The sequence below is a fragment of the Polaribacter haliotis genome, assembly GCF_014784055.1.
GTDB classification, from domain to species: Bacteria; Bacteroidota; Bacteroidia; order Flavobacteriales; family Flavobacteriaceae; genus Polaribacter; species Polaribacter haliotis.
Map to the genome: position 1 here is coordinate 1,581,249 of NZ_CP061813.1, position 16,617 is coordinate 1,597,865.

Annotated in this window: 20 protein-coding genes and 1 tRNA gene; 8 read left to right on the forward strand and 13 right to left on the reverse strand. The window is 28.7% G+C overall.

Annotation, left to right across the window (positions count from 1 at the left end):
- The first annotated feature begins 2 nt into the window (after nucleotides 1-2).
- Nucleotides 3-2,855: a CHAT domain-containing protein gene (locus H9I45_RS06630; protein WP_088354567.1), complete on the forward strand. Its 2,853-nt coding sequence runs from the start codon at nucleotides 3-5 to the stop codon at nucleotides 2,853-2,855.
- Nucleotides 2,856-3,070: 215 nt separating this feature from the next.
- On the opposite strand, the gene H9I45_RS06635 is transcribed toward H9I45_RS06630, so the two are convergent.
- Complete coding sequence (locus tag H9I45_RS06635; RefSeq protein WP_088354568.1) at nucleotides 3,071-5,254, reverse strand: glutamine synthetase III family protein; 2,184 nt, start codon at nucleotides 5,252-5,254, stop codon at nucleotides 3,071-3,073.
- 164 nt (nucleotides 5,255-5,418) lie between these two features.
- Between H9I45_RS06635 and H9I45_RS06640 the strand changes: the two genes are divergently transcribed.
- Nucleotides 5,419-6,444, forward strand: a complete 1,026-nt coding sequence (locus H9I45_RS06640; RefSeq protein ID WP_088354569.1) for a glutamine synthetase beta-grasp domain-containing protein — start codon at nucleotides 5,419-5,421, stop codon at nucleotides 6,442-6,444.
- Nucleotides 6,445-6,526: 82 nt separating this feature from the next.
- Here the strand turns inward: H9I45_RS06640 and H9I45_RS06645 are convergent, their stop codons facing one another.
- Nucleotides 6,527-7,477 (reverse strand): calcium/sodium antiporter, encoded by a 951-nt coding sequence (locus tag H9I45_RS06645; protein ID WP_088354570.1) that lies wholly within the window; start codon nucleotides 7,475-7,477, stop codon nucleotides 6,527-6,529.
- A 491-nt stretch (nucleotides 7,478-7,968) separates the two neighbouring features.
- Between H9I45_RS06645 and H9I45_RS16305 the strand changes: the two genes are divergently transcribed.
- From H9I45_RS16305 to H9I45_RS06655, 3 genes are all read left to right on the forward strand, one after another.
- Nucleotides 7,969-8,121, forward strand: coding sequence for an SsrA-binding protein (locus H9I45_RS16305; RefSeq protein ID WP_088354571.1), 153 nt, complete (start codon nucleotides 7,969-7,971; stop codon nucleotides 8,119-8,121).
- An 11-nt stretch (nucleotides 8,122-8,132) separates the two neighbouring features.
- Nucleotides 8,133-8,363 carry a putative signal transducing protein gene (locus tag H9I45_RS06650; protein ID WP_088354572.1) on the forward strand — a complete coding sequence of 77 codons (231 nt, stop codon included), beginning with the start codon at nucleotides 8,133-8,135 and terminating at the stop codon, nucleotides 8,361-8,363.
- 58 nt (nucleotides 8,364-8,421) lie between these two features.
- A tRNA-Arg gene (locus H9I45_RS06655) sits at nucleotides 8,422-8,495 on the forward strand.
- Between the two features lie 42 nt (nucleotides 8,496-8,537).
- On the opposite strand, the gene H9I45_RS06660 is transcribed toward H9I45_RS06655, so the two are convergent.
- Nucleotides 8,538-9,407 carry a helix-turn-helix domain-containing protein gene (locus H9I45_RS06660; RefSeq protein ID WP_088354573.1) on the reverse strand — a complete coding sequence of 290 codons (870 nt, stop codon included), beginning with the start codon at nucleotides 9,405-9,407 and terminating at the stop codon, nucleotides 8,538-8,540.
- A 112-nt stretch (nucleotides 9,408-9,519) separates the two neighbouring features.
- Here H9I45_RS06660 and H9I45_RS06665 point away from each other — a divergent pair, with 112 nt between their 5' ends.
- Nucleotides 9,520-9,759 carry a hypothetical protein gene (locus H9I45_RS06665; RefSeq protein ID WP_088354574.1) on the forward strand — a complete coding sequence of 80 codons (240 nt, stop codon included), beginning with the start codon at nucleotides 9,520-9,522 and terminating at the stop codon, nucleotides 9,757-9,759.
- A 140-nt stretch (nucleotides 9,760-9,899) separates the two neighbouring features.
- Here the strand turns inward: H9I45_RS06665 and H9I45_RS06670 are convergent, their stop codons facing one another.
- From H9I45_RS06670 to H9I45_RS06695, 6 genes are all read right to left on the reverse strand, one after another.
- Nucleotides 9,900-10,088 (reverse strand): PID-CTERM protein-sorting domain-containing protein, encoded by a 189-nt coding sequence (locus H9I45_RS06670; RefSeq protein ID WP_088354575.1) that lies wholly within the window; start codon nucleotides 10,086-10,088, stop codon nucleotides 9,900-9,902.
- An 87-nt stretch (nucleotides 10,089-10,175) separates the two neighbouring features.
- Nucleotides 10,176-10,451, reverse strand: coding sequence for a hypothetical protein (locus H9I45_RS06675; RefSeq protein WP_228455072.1), 276 nt, complete (start codon nucleotides 10,449-10,451; stop codon nucleotides 10,176-10,178).
- Nucleotides 10,452-10,727, reverse strand: a complete 276-nt coding sequence (locus tag H9I45_RS06680) for an ATP-dependent Clp protease adaptor ClpS (protein ID WP_088354576.1) — start codon at nucleotides 10,725-10,727, stop codon at nucleotides 10,452-10,454.
- 23 nt (nucleotides 10,728-10,750) lie between these two features.
- Complete coding sequence (gene prmA, locus H9I45_RS06685) at nucleotides 10,751-11,587, reverse strand: 50S ribosomal protein L11 methyltransferase (protein ID WP_088354577.1); 837 nt, start codon at nucleotides 11,585-11,587, stop codon at nucleotides 10,751-10,753.
- Nucleotides 11,588-11,662: 75 nt separating this feature from the next.
- Entirely contained in the window at nucleotides 11,663-12,421 is a 759-nt protein-coding gene (gene tpiA / locus H9I45_RS06690; protein ID WP_088354578.1) for a triose-phosphate isomerase, read from the reverse strand.
- Between the two features lie 119 nt (nucleotides 12,422-12,540).
- Entirely contained in the window at nucleotides 12,541-13,026 is a 486-nt protein-coding gene (locus tag H9I45_RS06695) for a TlpA family protein disulfide reductase (RefSeq protein WP_088354579.1), read from the reverse strand.
- 99 nt (nucleotides 13,027-13,125) lie between these two features.
- On the opposite strand from H9I45_RS06695, the gene pyrF reads away from it, so the two are divergent.
- Nucleotides 13,126-13,938, forward strand: coding sequence for an orotidine-5'-phosphate decarboxylase (pyrF, locus tag H9I45_RS06700; RefSeq protein WP_088354580.1), 813 nt, complete (start codon nucleotides 13,126-13,128; stop codon nucleotides 13,936-13,938).
- 4 nt (nucleotides 13,939-13,942) lie between these two features.
- Entirely contained in the window at nucleotides 13,943-14,725 is a 783-nt protein-coding gene (locus tag H9I45_RS06705) for an ABC transporter substrate-binding protein (protein ID WP_088354581.1), read from the forward strand.
- On the opposite strand, the gene H9I45_RS06710 is transcribed toward H9I45_RS06705, so the two are convergent.
- The 4 genes from H9I45_RS06710 to H9I45_RS06725 all read right to left on the reverse strand — a co-directional run bounded on the left by H9I45_RS06710 (nucleotide 14,708) and on the right by H9I45_RS06725 (nucleotide 16,508).
- Nucleotides 14,708-14,905: a hypothetical protein gene (locus tag H9I45_RS06710; protein WP_088354582.1), complete on the reverse strand. Its 198-nt coding sequence runs from the start codon at nucleotides 14,903-14,905 to the stop codon at nucleotides 14,708-14,710. The two genes, H9I45_RS06705 and H9I45_RS06710, sit on opposite strands and share 18 nt — an antisense overlap.
- A gap of 60 nt (nucleotides 14,906-14,965) precedes the next feature.
- Nucleotides 14,966-15,676, reverse strand: coding sequence for a DUF4197 domain-containing protein (locus tag H9I45_RS06715; protein ID WP_088354583.1), 711 nt, complete (start codon nucleotides 15,674-15,676; stop codon nucleotides 14,966-14,968).
- A 51-nt stretch (nucleotides 15,677-15,727) separates the two neighbouring features.
- Complete coding sequence (locus H9I45_RS06720; RefSeq protein ID WP_176397579.1) at nucleotides 15,728-15,892, reverse strand: C1orf53 family protein; 165 nt, start codon at nucleotides 15,890-15,892, stop codon at nucleotides 15,728-15,730.
- Nucleotides 15,893-15,962: 70 nt separating this feature from the next.
- The gene (locus H9I45_RS06725) at nucleotides 15,963-16,508 is read right to left on the reverse strand and encodes a DUF4136 domain-containing protein (RefSeq protein WP_088354584.1); all 546 of its coding nucleotides are present in this window, start codon (nucleotides 16,506-16,508) and stop codon (nucleotides 15,963-15,965) included.
- Between the last annotated feature and the right edge of the window lie 109 nt (nucleotides 16,509-16,617).

Below are 16,617 nucleotides of genomic sequence, written 5' to 3' on the forward strand. Positions count from 1 at the left end.
TTATGAAAAAGAAAATCTTATTACTCGTATTATTATTTGTTTCGTTAATTTCTAATGCACAGGATATTAATGCATTGTACAAGAAAGCAGGTAAAGCCGTTAGCTTAAAAAATGTAACTGAATTAAAAGCTACTGCAAATTCTTTAATTAAAATAGCTCCAGAAAATTATGTTGGCTATTTATATTTGGCTTTTACAAGTTGTTTGGAAAATAATATTTCATCTGCAAAAAAAAATATAGAAACTGCTTTCAATTTAAATTATTTAGATGCTTCCACTTTTGCAATTGCTTCTTACACTTCTTTTTTAGAAGGAAATTTAGAGGAATCAAAAAAACAAATGGATTTTAGTTACGCACTTGTTTCTTACAAAAATGCATTAAATATAACTTTAGATGATATTAACTGGATAGAAAAAGCAACCGGTAAAAATTGTTCTCAATTAAAAGAATTTGCAAAAAATGCAAGTAAAAACAACCCTAATAACATAACTAACGCACAAAAATTATATGCTTGTTTTACAGATTGGCAAAAAGGAAATGCTTCTAAAAATGAAAAGGACGTGCTTTCTTATTTATCGAAAAAAGGGAATTATGGCAAAACTGCTATAGCTGTTTTTAAGTTTTTAAAAGCTGCCTTTTTTTACAACAATCATAAAATTGACGAAGCTGTTACTAACATTCATCAGTTTATAGAAAATTCACTTGTAAAAAACAATCCTAATTTGCGCTATCAAGTTGCAAAAGCTTACAATTATTTATCTGATAATAGCGCCCTAATTTTCGACCATAAAAACACATTAAATGAAGCTAATAATGGTTTAGAAAATGTACAGGGTTTTATTACAAAAGATTTGGAATTAATTTTATTAAACACAAAATTAAAAGCATTAGTTGGTTTAAATAAAAGAGATGAAATAATTTCTGTTGCAAACCAATTATTAGAAAAAGCAAAAAATAAAAAAAATAGTTCTTTTGAAGCTATGGCAAATAATACTTTGGGGCAATTATATGCTAATAGTGTTTTACCTGCTGAAAGAAATAAAGCATTTAATTATTTACAGAAAGCCTATAATTTGGCTATTAAACTAAATGACAAACGATTAATTTCTGATGTTTCTAGTAACTATTCAATTGCACTTTGGCAACAAAATAAAAAGCCAGAAGCAATTGAAATTGCCACTAAAGGAATTAAAATTAAAAAAGATTTAAAAGATATAAATGGCGCACAACTTTTAGCAAATAACATGGGTTATATGCATTATATAGCTAAAGATTACAACAACGCTATTAAAATGTTTTCAGAGGCCATCTCTTTATCTGAAAAACATTTAGAAAGTGCTAATCCAGAAATGCAACTGGCTTTAATGAACGAATATTCAAGTGCTTACAGTGGTTTAATTATGACTTATAAAGACACCCAAAATGTGGAAGCACTTTTTAAAATTCAGGATGCAAACAGAGGTAGGTTATTGAGTAAGAAATTACACCAACAAGCATTTTCTAAAAATATTATTGATGTTCAAAACCAATTAAAAGAGGAAGATGTTTTAGTATATTACTCATTATTAAGTCCTGGTGAAATGGTTGCCACAGTAATTACAAAAGACAAAGCAACTATTAAATATAATTTTCCTATTGATTCTTGGCTAAAAATAAAAAAAGGAATTATTGGTTTTGTTCAGAAAAAACCTAGTTCTATAAATAATTATTTGATAAAATTAGATGAAGATATTATTGATAAACAACTTATTAGATTTAAAGACAAAAAACAAGCTTTTTCGACGGATGATTTTTCTCTATTCACCTCATTTACAAGAGAATTAATGGAAGCTTCTGAGGCTAAACAAATCACTTTTTTAAATAATTTTTTAAAACAATGGTATTCATTTTTAATTGAACCAATAGAAAGTGAAATTTTAGGCAAAAAAAATATCATTATTAGTGGAGAAAAAGAATTAAATTATTTACCATTTGAAGCTTTTATAAATAGTAAAAATCAATTTTTACTACAAAGTCATAACGTAACTTATATACCTTCTGCAACAATTTGGTTTAAATTAAATGAAAGAAATTATTCCAATTCCAGAAATGATCTTTTAGCTTTTGGTGGCGCAACCTATAATGACCCAAATACAAATTCAACAGGGAACTTAAGAAATAAGACAGATTATTATTCAGTAAAAAAAGAGTTGACTTCTAAAGTTAAAACAAATAAAAATAATTTATCAAAAGAATTAGACGCTTTGGGTTATGGAGGTGCAAATTATTTGCCAGGAACTTTAAGAGAAGTAGAAAATTTACAAAAAATAATACCAAAAGCAAAAGTTTTAGTTGGAAATGACATGACAGAATCTAATATTAAAATGATGAATAATTCTGGTGAACTTTCTAACTATAAATGGGTTCATATTGCAACTCATGGTTTTGCATCTGATAATATTCCTGAACTTTCTGGTGTTATGTTAACACAAAATAACGGTGAAAAAATAAAGGGAGAAGACACTTTTTTATTAGCGCATGAAATTGAAAAATTAACCTTAAATGCAGACATGGTTACTTTAAGTGCTTGCCAAACTGCATTGGGCAAAATTTATGGTGGTGAAGGAATAAATGGATTGAATTCCTCTCTACTTTTGGCAGGTGCAAACAATACTTTATTAAGTTTATGGCCAGTAAATGATTCTGGTACAATGGTTTTAATGACTTTGGTTTATCAAAATATGTACTTAAAAAACCAAACTGCTTCAGTTGCATTATCTAACGCAAAAAGAACTATGTTAAGTGGCAAAGTTGGTGCAGGTTTTAAATCTGTTTATATGTGGGCGCCTTTTGTTTTAAATGGTTCTGGAAAATAAAATAGAAAACGTTATTTATAAAAACGTATTACATATTATTATACTGAAACAAGTTCAACACAAGAAACTGTGAAATCTGAAATAATTAATTTTAATAACTTCTTTTTCCGGTTTTGCAATACGCGTTAGGGATTGAATGGCATGTTTGAGCTCTTTTTTGTTTTTTACAAAAAAAGCGAGTAATGAAAGCCCGTTAAAACGCCCAAAAAACTATTTTATTTAGTAAATAACAATTCTCTATACTTGGTTAGTGGCCACAAATTGTCATCTACCATAGTTTCTAACTTATCGCAATGAAATCTTATTTCTTCGAAAAAAGGTTTTACGTTTTTGCAATACATATCTGCAGATTTTAAGCCAGTATATTTATTTGCTTTTGAACGTTGTTCTTCCATTTTTATTACGAGAGCATTAATGCCTGTAATATGATTGGAGATTGTCATTATTAATTCTATTTGCTCTTTTGCGATATTTTTATATTCGCCTCCAAAAATTTCTTTTAAATTTTTGGTATTTTCTAACAATGTATTTTGATAAATTACTGCTGTTGGAACAACGTGATTTTTGGCAATATCACACAAAACACGACCTTCAATTTGTAATCGTTTTGTGTATTCTTGTAGTGCAATTTCATAACGAGCTTCTATTTCTACTTTGCTCATTACCTCCATTTCTTTGTACAAGTCAATTACTTCTTTAGAAACCTGTATTTGTAATGCTTCTGGAGTTGTTTTATTGTTACTTAAACCTCTCTTTTTAGCTTCTTTTTCCCAAGCTTCTCCATAACCATCTCCATTAAATCTAATTTTTTTAGACTCTTTAATATATTCTCTTAAAACATTAAAAACAGCTTCATCTTTTTTAAGATTCTTTACATCTATTAATTTATCTACTTCTATCTTAAATTCTTTTAACTGTTTTGCAACAATAGTGTTTAAAACTGTCATTGGTGTTGCGCAATTAGATTTAGAACCTACTGCTCTAAACTCGAATTTATTACCTGTAAAAGCAAAGGCAGATGTTCTATTTCTGTCTGTATTATCTAATAAAATTTCTGGAATTTTACCAATAATATTCAGTTTTAAATCTGTTTTTTCTTGTGGAGATAATTTTCCTTTTGTTACATTTTCTAACTCGTCTAAAACTTCTGAAAGTTGGTCTCCAATAAAAACAGATATTATTGAAGAAGGAGCTTCATTTGCACCTAGTCTACAATCGTTACTAGCAGATGCAATTGAAGCTCTTAACAATTCTTCATTCTCATAAACTGCTTTTATTGTGTTTATAAAAAAGGTTAAGAATTGTAAGTTTTTCATAGGTGTTTTCCCAGGACTTAAAAGGTTTATTCCATCTGAAGTAGACAAAGACCAATTGTTATGTTTACCAGAACCATTGATTCCTGAAAAAGGTTTTTCATGAAAAAGAACCTTAAATTTATGTCTTCGAGAAACTTTTTCCATCACATCCATTAATAATGAATTATGATCTACTGCTAAATTTGCTTCTTCGAATATTGGAGCAACTTCAAATTGATTTGGAGCGACTTCATTATGTCTTGTTTTTACAGGAATACCCAACAACATACATTCTTGTTCCAGATCTTGCATAAAAGCCATCGCTCTTGCAGGAATGGTTCCAAAATAATGGTCGTCTAATTGCTGACCTTTTGCAGGTAAGTGACCTAATAATGTTCTACCTGTTAGTAAAATATCTGGTCTTGACAAAGCCAAAGCATCGTCTATTAAAAAATACTCTTGCTCCCAACCTAAAGTTGCACTTACTTTTCTTGCATTTTTATCAAAATACTTACAAACTGCAGTTGCATGCGTATCTATTGCTTGTAAAGCTCTTAATAATGGCGTTTTATTATCTAAAGCTTCGCCTGTATAAGCAACAAAAATTGTTGGAATACACAGAGTTGTTTCATAAATAAAAGCTGGTGAAGTTGGGTCCCAAGCTGTATAACCTCTTGCTTCAAACGTATTTCTTATTCCTCCATTTGGAAAACTAGATGCATCTGGTTCTTGTTGCACCAATTGTTCTCCGTCAAATTTTTCCATTGCCAAACTACCATTGATAGATTCGAAAAATGCATCGTGTTTTTCTGCTGTTGCCCCAGTTAATGGCTGAAACCAATGTGTATAATGGGTTGCACCTTTAGAGATTGCCCAATCTTTCATACTTACAGCAACTTGGTCTGCAATTTTACGATCTATTTTTGTACCAAGCTCAATTGCATTCATAACACTTTCGTATGCGGCTCTTGTAAGATATTGCTGCATAGCAAATTTATTAAATACGTTTTTACCAAATAAAGATGATCTTTTTTCATTTTGAACAACCTTTAAAGGGTTTCTATTCAAAGTTTCTTGTAAAGCATTGAATCTTATCCTTGACATATTATTAATTTTTTAAGCTTTTTTTTGTTTTTATATAAATACCCCCTACAAAAATTAGGGATAAAATTATTCTCGTGCAAAAATAAACATTTAAGCCCTTATTTTTTTGATATGTTTATAAATTATTTCATTTTTGCATGTATATTATCACTTATAAAATTATTATGGCAAAAATTAAATTAGAATACATTTGGTTAGATGGATATTTTCCAACTCAAAACATGAGAAGTAAAACCAAAGTTGAAGAACATGAAAATTTTCAAGGAACTATCGAAGAATTAGGTATGTGGTCTTTTGATGGATCGTCTACAAGACAAGCTTCAGGAGGCGCTTCTGACTGTTTACTAAAACCTGTTGCAATCTATCCAGATCCTGCAAGAATTAATGGTTATTTAGTAATGACAGAAGTTTTAAATGCAGATGGAACTCCACACGTTTCTAACGGTAGAGCAACAATTGAAGATGAAGATGATGATTTCTGGTTTGGTTTTGAGCAAGAGTATTTTATTATGGATACTAAAACACAATTACCTTTAGGTTTCCCTATTGGTGGTTATCCTGCACCACAAGGAATGTATTACTGTTCTGTTGGTGGAAAAAATACGCATGGTAGATTAATTGTTGAAAAACATGCTGATTTATGTATTGATGCTGGATTAAATTTTGAAGGAATTAACCAAGAAGTTGCTTCAGGACAATGGGAATTTCAATTATTTGCAAAAGGTGCTAAAAAAGCCGGTGATGAAATTTGGATTGCACGTTATTTATTAGATAGATTAACTGAACAACATGGTTACTATATAGATTATCACCCTAAACCATTAGGAAAAGATATGGACTGGAATGGTTCTGGTATGCATGCAAACTTCTCTAACACTGTTTTAAGAACTTGTGGTTCTAAAGAAACTTATGAGAAAATTTGTGAAGCATTTAGACCTGTTGTAAAAGAACATATTGCTGTTTATGGTGAATTTAACGACCAACGTTTAACTGGAGATCACGAAACTGCATCTATCCACGATTTCTCTTATGGAGTTTCAGATAGAGGAGCTTCTATTAGAATTCCTATTATTACTGTAGAGAAAGGTTGGAAAGGTTGGTTAGAAGACAGAAGACCTGCTTCAAATGGAGATCCATATAAAATTGCTGGTAGAATTATTAAGACTGTAAAGTCTGCTAATATTAGCTAAAATATATTACAAAAATTATAAAGCTCGCAAATTAAATTTGCGAGCTTTTTTTATGCTTATTTTTTATTAGAAAGCGAAATTTTTAAACTGTAGTTTTAAAAATTAGGTAAATAAATAGTCCATATCCAAAAAACAGAAAAACTCCTTTAAATCTACTTAAAATGAATTTCTTTGGCATAAAAACCAAAGGAAGTAATATTCCTGCAAAACCTAACATCCAAAAGATATCTCTAGATAATATTTGTGCTTCTGTTACTGGAATTTCTTTTATTAAAGCTGTTACCCCTAAAACAGATGCAATATTAAAAATATTAGAACCTATTAAATTCCCTAAAGAAATTGCCTTTTCACCTTTTATAGCTGCAATTACAGATGCTGCTAATTCTGGTACACTTGTACCAATAGCAATCATAGTAATTGAAATTACACCTTCACTAACTCCCATATTTTGCGCAATATCTTTTGCGCCAACCACTAACAAATCCGAACCAAAATACAATGCAGCACCACCAATTAATAACCAAATAAATATTTTCCCATAACCTATTTCAGCTAGAGCATCATCTACTTCATCTAAAGAAACCTCTTCTTTTCTTGCTCTTCGAATTAAAACAATCAAAAAAACAGATAAAGCCGCCAAAAGAATAAGGCCTTCCATAAAAGTTAAAACATTATCATTATATAAAAAGTAATAGAGCATTAATGAAAACAACATCATTACAGGCCAATTAAACTTATAAAAGTCTTTATTAACTGCAATGGGACCAATAATCGCAGTAATTCCTAAAACCAACCCAATATTGGCAATATTTGAACCTATAACATTATTTATAGAAATTGCAGGAGAACCATCTAAAGCAGCTTGTAAGCTTACTAAAAGTTCTGGAGCAGATGTAGCAAAAGAAACTACAGTCATACCAATAACCATTTTAGAAATGTTCAATTTAAATGATAAGCTTATTGAAGATCTTACCAAAAACTCGCCTCCAACAACCAACAAAATCAACCCTATTATCACATAAAAAATACTCATAAATATTATTTTTTACGAAGATACATTTTTATGGACTTTCGAAAAAAGAAATAATGAAAACGTGTAAAATTCTATTTAAAAAGATGAGACTTCCTTTACAATTAAATTCTTAAATGTTTAGCCCCTTTACTTTCTTACAATTAGTTTATCATAACAACACAATACGTATTAATTTAAAACATATATATAACACAATTACTTACATATTAAAACAAATATTGTTTTTTTAGCTATAAATGTAATATTAATTTGATTAATAAGTGAAAAAGTGTTTGGCAGTGTTGTTTCAATGTGCATATATTCACAAAACAATAAAGAAATTAACCCAAATTACTAACTTAAAAACCCACTATTATGATCCTTATTGCACTTAAAACAATCAAAGACATTTCAGAAGTTATTTTTACTATTCTATTTTAATTAACCAACTTTAAGCAACTCTATAAAAAGAGTTGTTTATTTTTATTAAATTTGATTAGAATTCAAGTAAAATGAAAAAACAATTTTTTAAAATTCTTTCCAAGATTAATAAAGCTATCTTACCCTCATTCACTAAGAAAGGTTTAGATATTTCTAAAGCTACTAAGTTACAACTAGCTATAATTGGCTGGAAAGCTTTTGTAACAAAGAATTCACTTAACTAAAAAACACAATTATGAAAGACGAACACATTACTATATTTTCTGGATCTTCGATTATAGTTAAAGGACTTCAAATAAGGTTAGAAGATAATAATATAAAGTACCTTATTAAAGATAGGGTTGAGTCTGCAAGACTAGGAGGTTTTGGAGAACACAGAACTGCCATTGAATTATTAGTATCGAATAATGATAAAGAAAAAGCGCAACCGATTGTAGATGCTTACAAAGTAGAAATAAATTCATAAAAAAAGCGAATCTGCTTTCTAATTTCAAAAAACTCTACTATATTTGCACCCGCAAAAAGGCCATGTGGCGCAACTGAATAGCGCACTTGATTACGGCTCAAGAGGTTGCAGGTTTGAATCCTGCCATGGTCACGAAAAAAACTCATCTAATTTTAGATGAGTTTTTTTTATTTTCTATTTTGATAAAAATTCTTTAAAATTCCCTTCGAAAAAACGGGGTGGATATTTTAAATTTAATTCTTTTTGCAACAGAATGTCTTCCCAAATAATTTTTAAACCAATTTGTTTATTTAATTCATAATTATCATCTCTTTCTGTGTAACCACACATTAAATAAGTTGTTTTCAATTTTTTAAAAAACCGAAAAAATCTACTCATTATATAAAAAATAGATTCGTTAGAATCTCCTGTAATATCATATCTATAAAATACAGGAGTTTCTTGTGATTCAATTAATACTAAATCTTTAGCCCTTAAATCTTTATTAGAAATCTCTCTACTTTTTAATTTCTTATAAATAGACTCTTTAATTGGTAAAACCAAACAATGTCCAGCATAATAACCAGATTTACCAACTGAGATAAAATTTAATTCTGGCAGAATCTGAACTGCTTTTTTAATTAAATCTGTATTTACGTATGAAGCATCTTTTTTCTGAGTGTCTATAAATTGTTCCAAATATTTTATATCATAATCAAAATCTATGGTTCTTACATTTTCTGAAACTAAATCTATTTGATCTAAATACCAACTTAGTTTTGGTAATTCATTAGACTGTTTAGATAGTGCATATTTTCTAGTATTAAAATCGTAATAAGTTGGAATTGGTATAGCACCATTTAAATTATGAATTAATTGATATGGCATTAAAGTTGCCAAAACTATATCTTCTTCTTTTTCGGATTTTACTAAAGTTAAATCTTTTTCCCAACGTTGAATTGTTCTTAAATCTACGTTTACTTTATTTGCAAAAGTTGTTTGCGACAAATTATAAAACTTACGATAATCTAAAAAAAGAGTTCCTAAAGAATTGTATATTTTCATTTTTAAATTTAAATAGTAAATATAGCAAAATGAAATTCAACGACATTGTATGTCTTACTTTACTTGTAGATTTTGATATAAATTTGCAGCATTAAAAAGTTCAAAAAAAAGAATGCTTTTATACAAATTAAGAGATATTGAAACCTCTTTAGAAAAGGAACCTCTAAAGAATAAAGATTTATTGGAAGCAATTGTTTCTCTTAAAAGTATTTTTTTAAAATTAAATTTTGAAGTAGAAGAAGTTCCAGAATATTCTTTTACAAAAATTTTAAAACTATTAGAATCTATAAAAAATTCTACTTTGACAAAAAATGAAGAATTAATTTTAAGATGTATTATAAAAAAAAAGTAATTTAAAACCACTAAAAAAAAGCCCCTTATCCCCCAATTGCAAGTCCGTCTTTATTTAAGACGGACTTTTTGCTAAAATTAAAAAGACCCTAAGCAAATGCTTAAGGTCTTTTTGTCTAACCAAACTTAGTATTTAAAATACTAACTACTACTATCTTTATATTTTTTTCTAATTCCGTAAACAGCTCCTAATGCAAGTAAAACCCCAGAAAAACCATCAATTGGCAAACCTGGTGGTGGTGGTGGTGGCATTGGTGGTGGCACAACCTGTGCAAAACCTATAAAAGGAAGCAGTAATAAAATTACTATTATTATATTTTTTATACTCATTTGTCTTATTCTCTCTTTTAAGACACATACGTAAAAAAAAGTCACATAGTTTTTTAAAATAAATAAAAACTCAAGATATTTCTTGAGTTACTCTATATATTTTCGAAGTGTAATTCTGTGTTCTGGAATACTTTTATCGTATTTTTTTATGAGTGATTCCAGTATTTCCGGAGCATTTTTACCAATATCTTTTTTACTAAGGTATTTAGATACATATAAGTTATATTGGTTATTTTCTTTTTCAAAAATTAAAAAATGAGTGTTATTTAATTCTGTAAAACTAATTTCATTTCCAGAAAACTCCCCACTTTCATCCTTAAAAAAACTAGAAAATTCGTAATAATCTAAAATATTATCCATCATCTATACCAATTCTGCAGATAAACCTAATTGCAATAATTTAGAGCATCTTGGCTCTAAATCTTTATATTCTCCAGACTTTACAGTACATTTTCCTTTATAGTGTACTATAGTTGCACATTGTTCTGCTTGTACTAAAGTATGTTCACAAACATCTATCAAAGAATCTATTACATGATCGAACGTATTTACATCATCGTTATGTAAGACGATTTCATGTTGAAATGTTTCTTGTTCTATAACATCTACTTCTTCCTGAATTTTTTCTTTTGTACTCATACTGCAAAAATAAAAAATATTATTTACTCTTTTATGTATTTTAACGCAACCCAATTATTACGCTCTATAAATGTGTCTAAATTTAAACCGTATTTAGAAACTTCTGCATCTATAATAGGAATATCTTCTTGATAAAAACCACTCAACAACAAAATTCCTTTATCATTTAAACAGTTTGTATAAATCGTTATATCCATCAACAAAATATTTCTATTGATGTTTGCTATAATAACATCATATTTTTTATTGATTAACAAAGAAGAATCTCCTTCATAAACGCAAATGTTACTACAATTATTACGTTCGACATTTTCTAATGAGTTTTCGTAACACCAATTATCAATATCTATAGCATCTAAAGGTTTTGCTCCCCTCATTTCAGCAAAAATTGCTAAAATTCCAGTTCCACAACCCATATCTAATACTTTTTTATCTTTTAATTCTAACTGTAATAAATGCTGAATCATCATGTGAGTAGTTTCATGATGTCCTGTTCCAAAACTCATTTTTGGCTCAATTACAATATCGTATTTTAAATTAGGATTCTCATGAAAAGGAGCACGAATACTTACCAAATCGTCAACCTGAATTGCTTCAAAATTCTTTTCCCATTCTGCATTCCAATTAGTTTGTTCCACTTCATTTTTATTGAATTCTATAGAAAACTCCTCTGAATTCAACACAAAAATAGATGCTAAAATTTCTGCATGCCAATCCGTTTTTTGAATGTATGCAGTAACTCCAGTATCTGTTTCCACAAAACTTTCGAAACCTACATTCCCTAATTCTGCAATTAAAATTTCAGTAGCAGGTTCTTTCGGATTTACTGTAAAATTGTACTCTATATATATATTGTCCATAATTGTTTCAAAAAAAAATGCATCGAGATTAAAATCTCGATGCAAATTTATTGTTTTCTTTTGATTCTATAACTACTAAATAGCTGCAATAATTGCTGTAAAATCATCTACATGTAAAGCAGCTCCACCAATTAAACCTCCATCTACATCTGGCTTAGAGAAAATCTCTTCAGCATTTGTTGGCTTTACACTTCCGCCATATAATATAGAAACTTTGTCTGCTACTTTTTCGTTATATTTTTTCTCGATAATACTTCTAATAAAAGCGTGCATTTCTTGTGCTTGTTCTGGACTTGCAGTTTCTCCTGTTCCAATTGCCCAAACTGGTTCGTAAGCTAAAATAATGCTTTTCCAATCTTTCGCTTCTAAATGAAATAATGCATTTTTAAGTTGACTTTCTACCACTGCAAAATGATTGTCTGATTTTCTATCTTCTAACAATTCTCCAAAACAGAAAATTGTTTCCATTCCTTTTTCTAAAACTGTATTTACTTTTTCTGCTAATTTCTCGTCTGTTTCTCCAAAATAAGTTCTTCTTTCTGAGTGTCCTAAAATAACAGTTTCTACACCAATTGCTTTTAACATATCTCCAGAAATCTCTCCAGTATAAGCTCCATTAGTAGCTTGATGCATATTTTGTGCAACCACTTCAATTTTAGATTTTTTTGCTTTTTTAACTGCAGATGAAAGGTTTACAAATGTTGGCGATACAATTACTCTTGTATTTTTAAGAGACATTTTTTTAATTGATTTTTTTAAACTTTTAATCAATTTATTACTTTGCTCTTTATCATTATTCATCTTCCAGTTTCCTGCTACAATCTTAGTTCTCATAAATATAAATTTGGTTCTTTTTACAGAAGTTTGTTATTAAATTCTAAGTGGTAAATTTAAGAAATCATCTTTAAAATATTTCAGGAAATAGAAATAGTTACTAAAACGATTTATAAGCGTTATTTTAGAGCTTCTATAATGTCTAAATCTGCAGCATTTGTCGCTTTAAAAAGTTTAATTTTTCCTTGTTCGTCAATTACTAAATATCTGGGAATCCAACCTAAGTTTAAAAAATTTACGAATTCGCCATCTTTCATCCCTTTTGGTAAGTTATAATGTTCTCCTTTTATATTAAACCTTGTAATTCCGTTTTTCCACGCTCTTTTACTTTTATCTATTGACAAAAATAAAAAAACTACCTCTGGATATTCTTTTTGAAGATTCTTAACACTTGGTAATCCCTTTATACAATCTCCACACCAAGAAGCCCAAACATCAATTAAAATCTTTTTGCCTTTATATTTATCAAGGATTTCTTCAATAGAAATTTGTTTGTCAGATAAAGAATATGCTTTGTCGTTTAACGCTATTTCAGAAAATTTCGTAGGTTTTTCGAAAGTACAACTGGTTACTAAAATTATAAATATTAGAACTATTTTTTTCATTATTGAATTAGAATTAATTAAAAAATTTGTCTTCTTTGCCTTAAAAAACTTACAAATTAAAATCTAAATTAAGTATTTTTGTGGAACTTTATAAAAATTATGACCACACAAGAATTAGTAGCTCAGATTAAAAAGAAGAAATCTTTTTTATGCATTGGTTTAGATGTAGATTTAGATAAAATTCCACCTCACTTATTAAAAGAGGAAGATCCTGTTTTCGCTTTTAACAAAGCGATTATAGATGCAACTCACCATCTTTGTGTTTCTTACAAACCAAATACTGCTTTTTACGAAGCATATGGTTTAAAAGGTTGGAAATCTTTAGAAAAAACTATTAATTATCTAAATGAAAATTATCCAGGAATTTTTACAATTGCAGATGCAAAACGTGGTGATATTGGAAATACCTCAACCATGTATGCAAAAGCTTTTTTCGAAGATTTAGCATTCGATTCTGTAACAGTTGCTCCATATATGGGTAAAGATTCTGTGGAGCCTTTTCTTGCTTTTGAAGATAAACATACCATTATGTTAGCCTTAACTTCTAATGAAGGTGCCTTCGATTTTCAAACAAAACAAATTAATGATAAGGAATTATACAAACATGTTTTAGAAACTTCTAAATCTTGGAAAAATTTTGAAAACTTAATGTATGTTGTTGGCGCTACAAAAGCAGAGTATTTTACTGAAATCCGTAAAATTGTTCCAAATTCATTCTTATTAGTTCCTGGTGTTGGGGCTCAAGGAGGAAATTTACAAGATGTGTGTAAATATGGCTTATCAGAAAATATTGGTTTATTAATAAACTCTTCAAGAGGTATTATTTATGCTTCTAATAAAACTGATTTTGCTGAAGCAGCAGCTAAAAAAGCATTAGAATTACAAGTTCAAATGGCAGATATTTTAAGTTAATTTAATGATATTCAAAGACCAAATAAATACTGTTTTTGAATTAAAAAAAACGCCCAAACGAATTATTTCTTTAGTGCCAAGCCAAACTGAATTATTAGTTGATTTAGGTTTGAAAGATTCCATTGTTGGTCTTACTAAATTCTGTGTACATCCTAATCATTTCATAAAAACTAAAACAATTGTTGGTGGTACAAAAACTATAAATATTGATAAAATTAAGGCGTTAAAACCCGATATTATACTTTGTAACAAGGAAGAAAACACCAAAGAAATTGTTGAAATCTGTCAACAAATTGCTCCAACTCATGTTTCAGATATTTACACAATTAGCGATTCTATTGAAGTAATTAAACAATATGGAAATATTTTTTCAAAAGAAAAAGAAGCCCAAAGTTTAGTCTTAAAACTAACTGTAATTATTGAAGATTTTAATCAGTTTATAGAAAACAAACCCACTTTAAAAATTATTTATTTCATTTGGAAAAATCCTTGGATGATTGCTGGAAATAATACATTTATTAATTATTTACTAGCTTTAAATAAATTTGAAAATGTGTATAAAAATCTATCAAGATATCCAGAGGTTGCACTAGAAAATTTAAAAAAATCTGATTTAATTCTACTCTCTTCTGAACCATATCCTTTTAAAGAGAATAATATTAAAGAAATTGAAGGACATTCTAAAAATGCTAAAATTATTTTAGTGGATGGCGAATATTTTTCTTGGTATGGAAGTAGACTCTTAAAATCTTTTGATTATTTTAAAGAATTAAGAAACAGCATATAAGACTTCTCTATCCAAATAACTAACTCTGTTGATTTTATCTAACACCTTCATCGCTTTAAAAGCAGCAAAATCGCTTTTAGGTTCATCTATATATTTATAGTCGTTAGATTTCTCTAAAAGCTTGTAGTACCTATCTTCCAGGTGCTTTCTATAGGTTTGTAGTTGGTTAATTCGTGACATTATTTTCTTTTTGGGGACTTAAATATAACGAATAAATCCTTTAAAAGAAAAATAACCTTATTATTTATTGTCTTGCAATGCAAATACTTGTCTTAAAAGAGCTGTATTTCTTAAACCAACTTTTTCTCGGATTCCTTTTTCTTCTACTGCTATCATTGTAAAAACTCCTTTTAAAGCTTCTTCTGTAACATATTGCGTTAAATCTGGGTTTACTTTACTAACAAAAGGAATAGAATTATAACGAGTAATTAAATTGTTCCAAATTTTATCTGCACCAACTTTAGAAAAAGATTTATCTATAACTGGGCTAAAACTTGCAAATAAATTATCTGAAGTTTTGCCTTTTAAATAAGAAGTTGCGGCATTTTGGTCTCCTAATAAAATATTTTTAGCATCATTAAAAGATATTTCTTTTACAGCATTTACAAAAATTGGAGTTGCTGTTTTTACAGCATCTTCAGCAGCTCTATTTAACACCTTAATCCCTTCGTCTGCCAAATTGCCTAAACCAATTTTACGTAAACCTTTATCTACAGCTTGTAATTCTTGAGGCAACAAAATTTTAACCAACTCGTTTTTATAAAAACCATTTTGAGAGGTTAATTTCGAAACCTGATTTTTAATTCCATTATCCAAAGCTTGTCTTAACCCATTCCCTATTTGAGCTTGACTTAAACCTCCACCATTTGGTAAATTATTTACAACATTTTGTAACTCTGCACATCCTGCAAAATTAATTGCTACGAATAAAACTAAAATTCTCTTTATCATTTTTTATAAATTATCTATTTATTGGAAACTTTTATTCTTTAAAAGTCACTTTTATTTAAAACTATCGGTTTTTTTATCATATCCATAAGGACAATGTTTACAACCACTTTTACAGCAATGCCCTCTTTTTAGGTGAAATCTCTCTGTAAAAACTTTGTAACCTTGTTCATTAAAGTAAAAATCACCTTCCTCTAAAGGCACTATTTTATTATACATTATAATTAAATTGTTATTGCAAAAGTAAAACTTTAATCCATAAAAAAAGCGTTCCGAAGAACGCTAATTTTTAATTTTTCTCTTTTCCTGGAGGAAATCTCGAAACAATTTCCTTTACAAATTCTTTTATTCTTGCTTCTTTCTTTTCTCTATTGCTCATTTTTAAAGCACCAGTTCCAACACCTTGCCAAACTAATTCTTTTCTCTCTTTGTCTATAAAATCGATAAATAATGTGCCCTCTGTATATTGCGAAATATTTACATTATTCATTCCATTTCCCATCCAAGGGTTCCAACCCCAACCAAAACCGTAACCAAAATTGTTATTCTGGTTAACGTTTACTTTCTCTCTCGATTTTGTAAAAATACTCACTAACATATCTGGGTTATCTGACTTTGAAAAACCTAATAACGACAATTCAGATTCTATTGCTCGTAAAATTCTTTTCTTATCTAAATCGGAAATTTCTGCTTTATCGATTCCTGTTTTGTAAAACGCAAAGGTTTTGTATTTCGTAAAATCTACTTTAGAATCGTAATCTGTAGCAACTTTTACAGAGCTACAAGAAGACAGAACAATGGCAAAAACTAAAATAAATGGTTTTAATAATTTCATAAAAGTGTATTTTTAGGTTATCGAAATTAACTTAGAATTTCTGTTCTAAATTAGCATCAATTTTTATTAATTTAGTGTTACTAAATATAATCAATAAATATGCCAAACC

Bases quoted from the DNA above. Each gene is read 5' to 3' on its own strand.
- H9I45_RS06705 (WP_088354581.1), top strand. From the start codon at position 13,943: ATGATATTCAAAGACCAAATAAATACTGTTTTTGAATTAAAAAAAACG.
- H9I45_RS06725 (WP_088354584.1), bottom strand. From the start codon at position 16,508: ATGAAATTATTAAAACCATTTATTTTAGTTTTTGCCATTGTTCTGTCT.
- H9I45_RS06680 (WP_088354576.1), bottom strand. From the start codon at position 10,727: ATGAGTACAAAAGAAAAAATTCAGGAAGAAGTAGATGTTATAGAACAA.
- H9I45_RS06665 (WP_088354574.1), top strand. From the start codon at position 9,520: ATGCTTTTATACAAATTAAGAGATATTGAAACCTCTTTAGAAAAGGAA.
- H9I45_RS06715 (WP_088354583.1), bottom strand. From the start codon at position 15,676: ATGATAAAGAGAATTTTAGTTTTATTCGTAGCAATTAATTTTGCAGGA.
- H9I45_RS06720 (WP_176397579.1), bottom strand. From the start codon at position 15,892: ATGTATAATAAAATAGTGCCTTTAGAGGAAGGTGATTTTTACTTTAAT.
- H9I45_RS06640 (WP_088354569.1), top strand. From the start codon at position 5,419: ATGGCAAAAATTAAATTAGAATACATTTGGTTAGATGGATATTTTCCA.
- tpiA (WP_088354578.1), bottom strand. From the start codon at position 12,421: ATGAGAACTAAGATTGTAGCAGGAAACTGGAAGATGAATAATGATAAA.
- H9I45_RS06710 (WP_088354582.1), bottom strand. From the start codon at position 14,905: ATGTCACGAATTAACCAACTACAAACCTATAGAAAGCACCTGGAAGAT.
- H9I45_RS06635 (WP_088354568.1), bottom strand. From the start codon at position 5,254: ATGTCAAGGATAAGATTCAATGCTTTACAAGAAACTTTGAATAGAAAC.
- H9I45_RS06650 (WP_088354572.1), top strand. From the start codon at position 8,133: ATGAAAGACGAACACATTACTATATTTTCTGGATCTTCGATTATAGTT.
- H9I45_RS06675 (WP_228455072.1), bottom strand. From the start codon at position 10,451: ATGATGGATAATATTTTAGATTATTACGAATTTTCTAGTTTTTTTAAG.
- H9I45_RS06660 (WP_088354573.1), bottom strand. From the start codon at position 9,407: ATGAAAATATACAATTCTTTAGGAACTCTTTTTTTAGATTATCGTAAG.
- H9I45_RS06645 (WP_088354570.1), bottom strand. From the start codon at position 7,477: ATGAGTATTTTTTATGTGATAATAGGGTTGATTTTGTTGGTTGTTGGA.
- H9I45_RS06630 (WP_088354567.1), top strand. From the start codon at position 3: ATGAAAAAGAAAATCTTATTACTCGTATTATTATTTGTTTCGTTAATT.
- prmA (WP_088354577.1), bottom strand. From the start codon at position 11,587: ATGGACAATATATATATAGAGTACAATTTTACAGTAAATCCGAAAGAA.
- H9I45_RS06670 (WP_088354575.1), bottom strand. From the start codon at position 10,088: ATGAGTATAAAAAATATAATAATAGTAATTTTATTACTGCTTCCTTTT.
- H9I45_RS06695 (WP_088354579.1), bottom strand. From the start codon at position 13,026: ATGAAAAAAATAGTTCTAATATTTATAATTTTAGTAACCAGTTGTACT.
- pyrF (WP_088354580.1), top strand. From the start codon at position 13,126: ATGACCACACAAGAATTAGTAGCTCAGATTAAAAAGAAGAAATCTTTT.
- H9I45_RS16305 (WP_088354571.1), top strand. From the start codon at position 7,969: ATGAAAAAACAATTTTTTAAAATTCTTTCCAAGATTAATAAAGCTATC.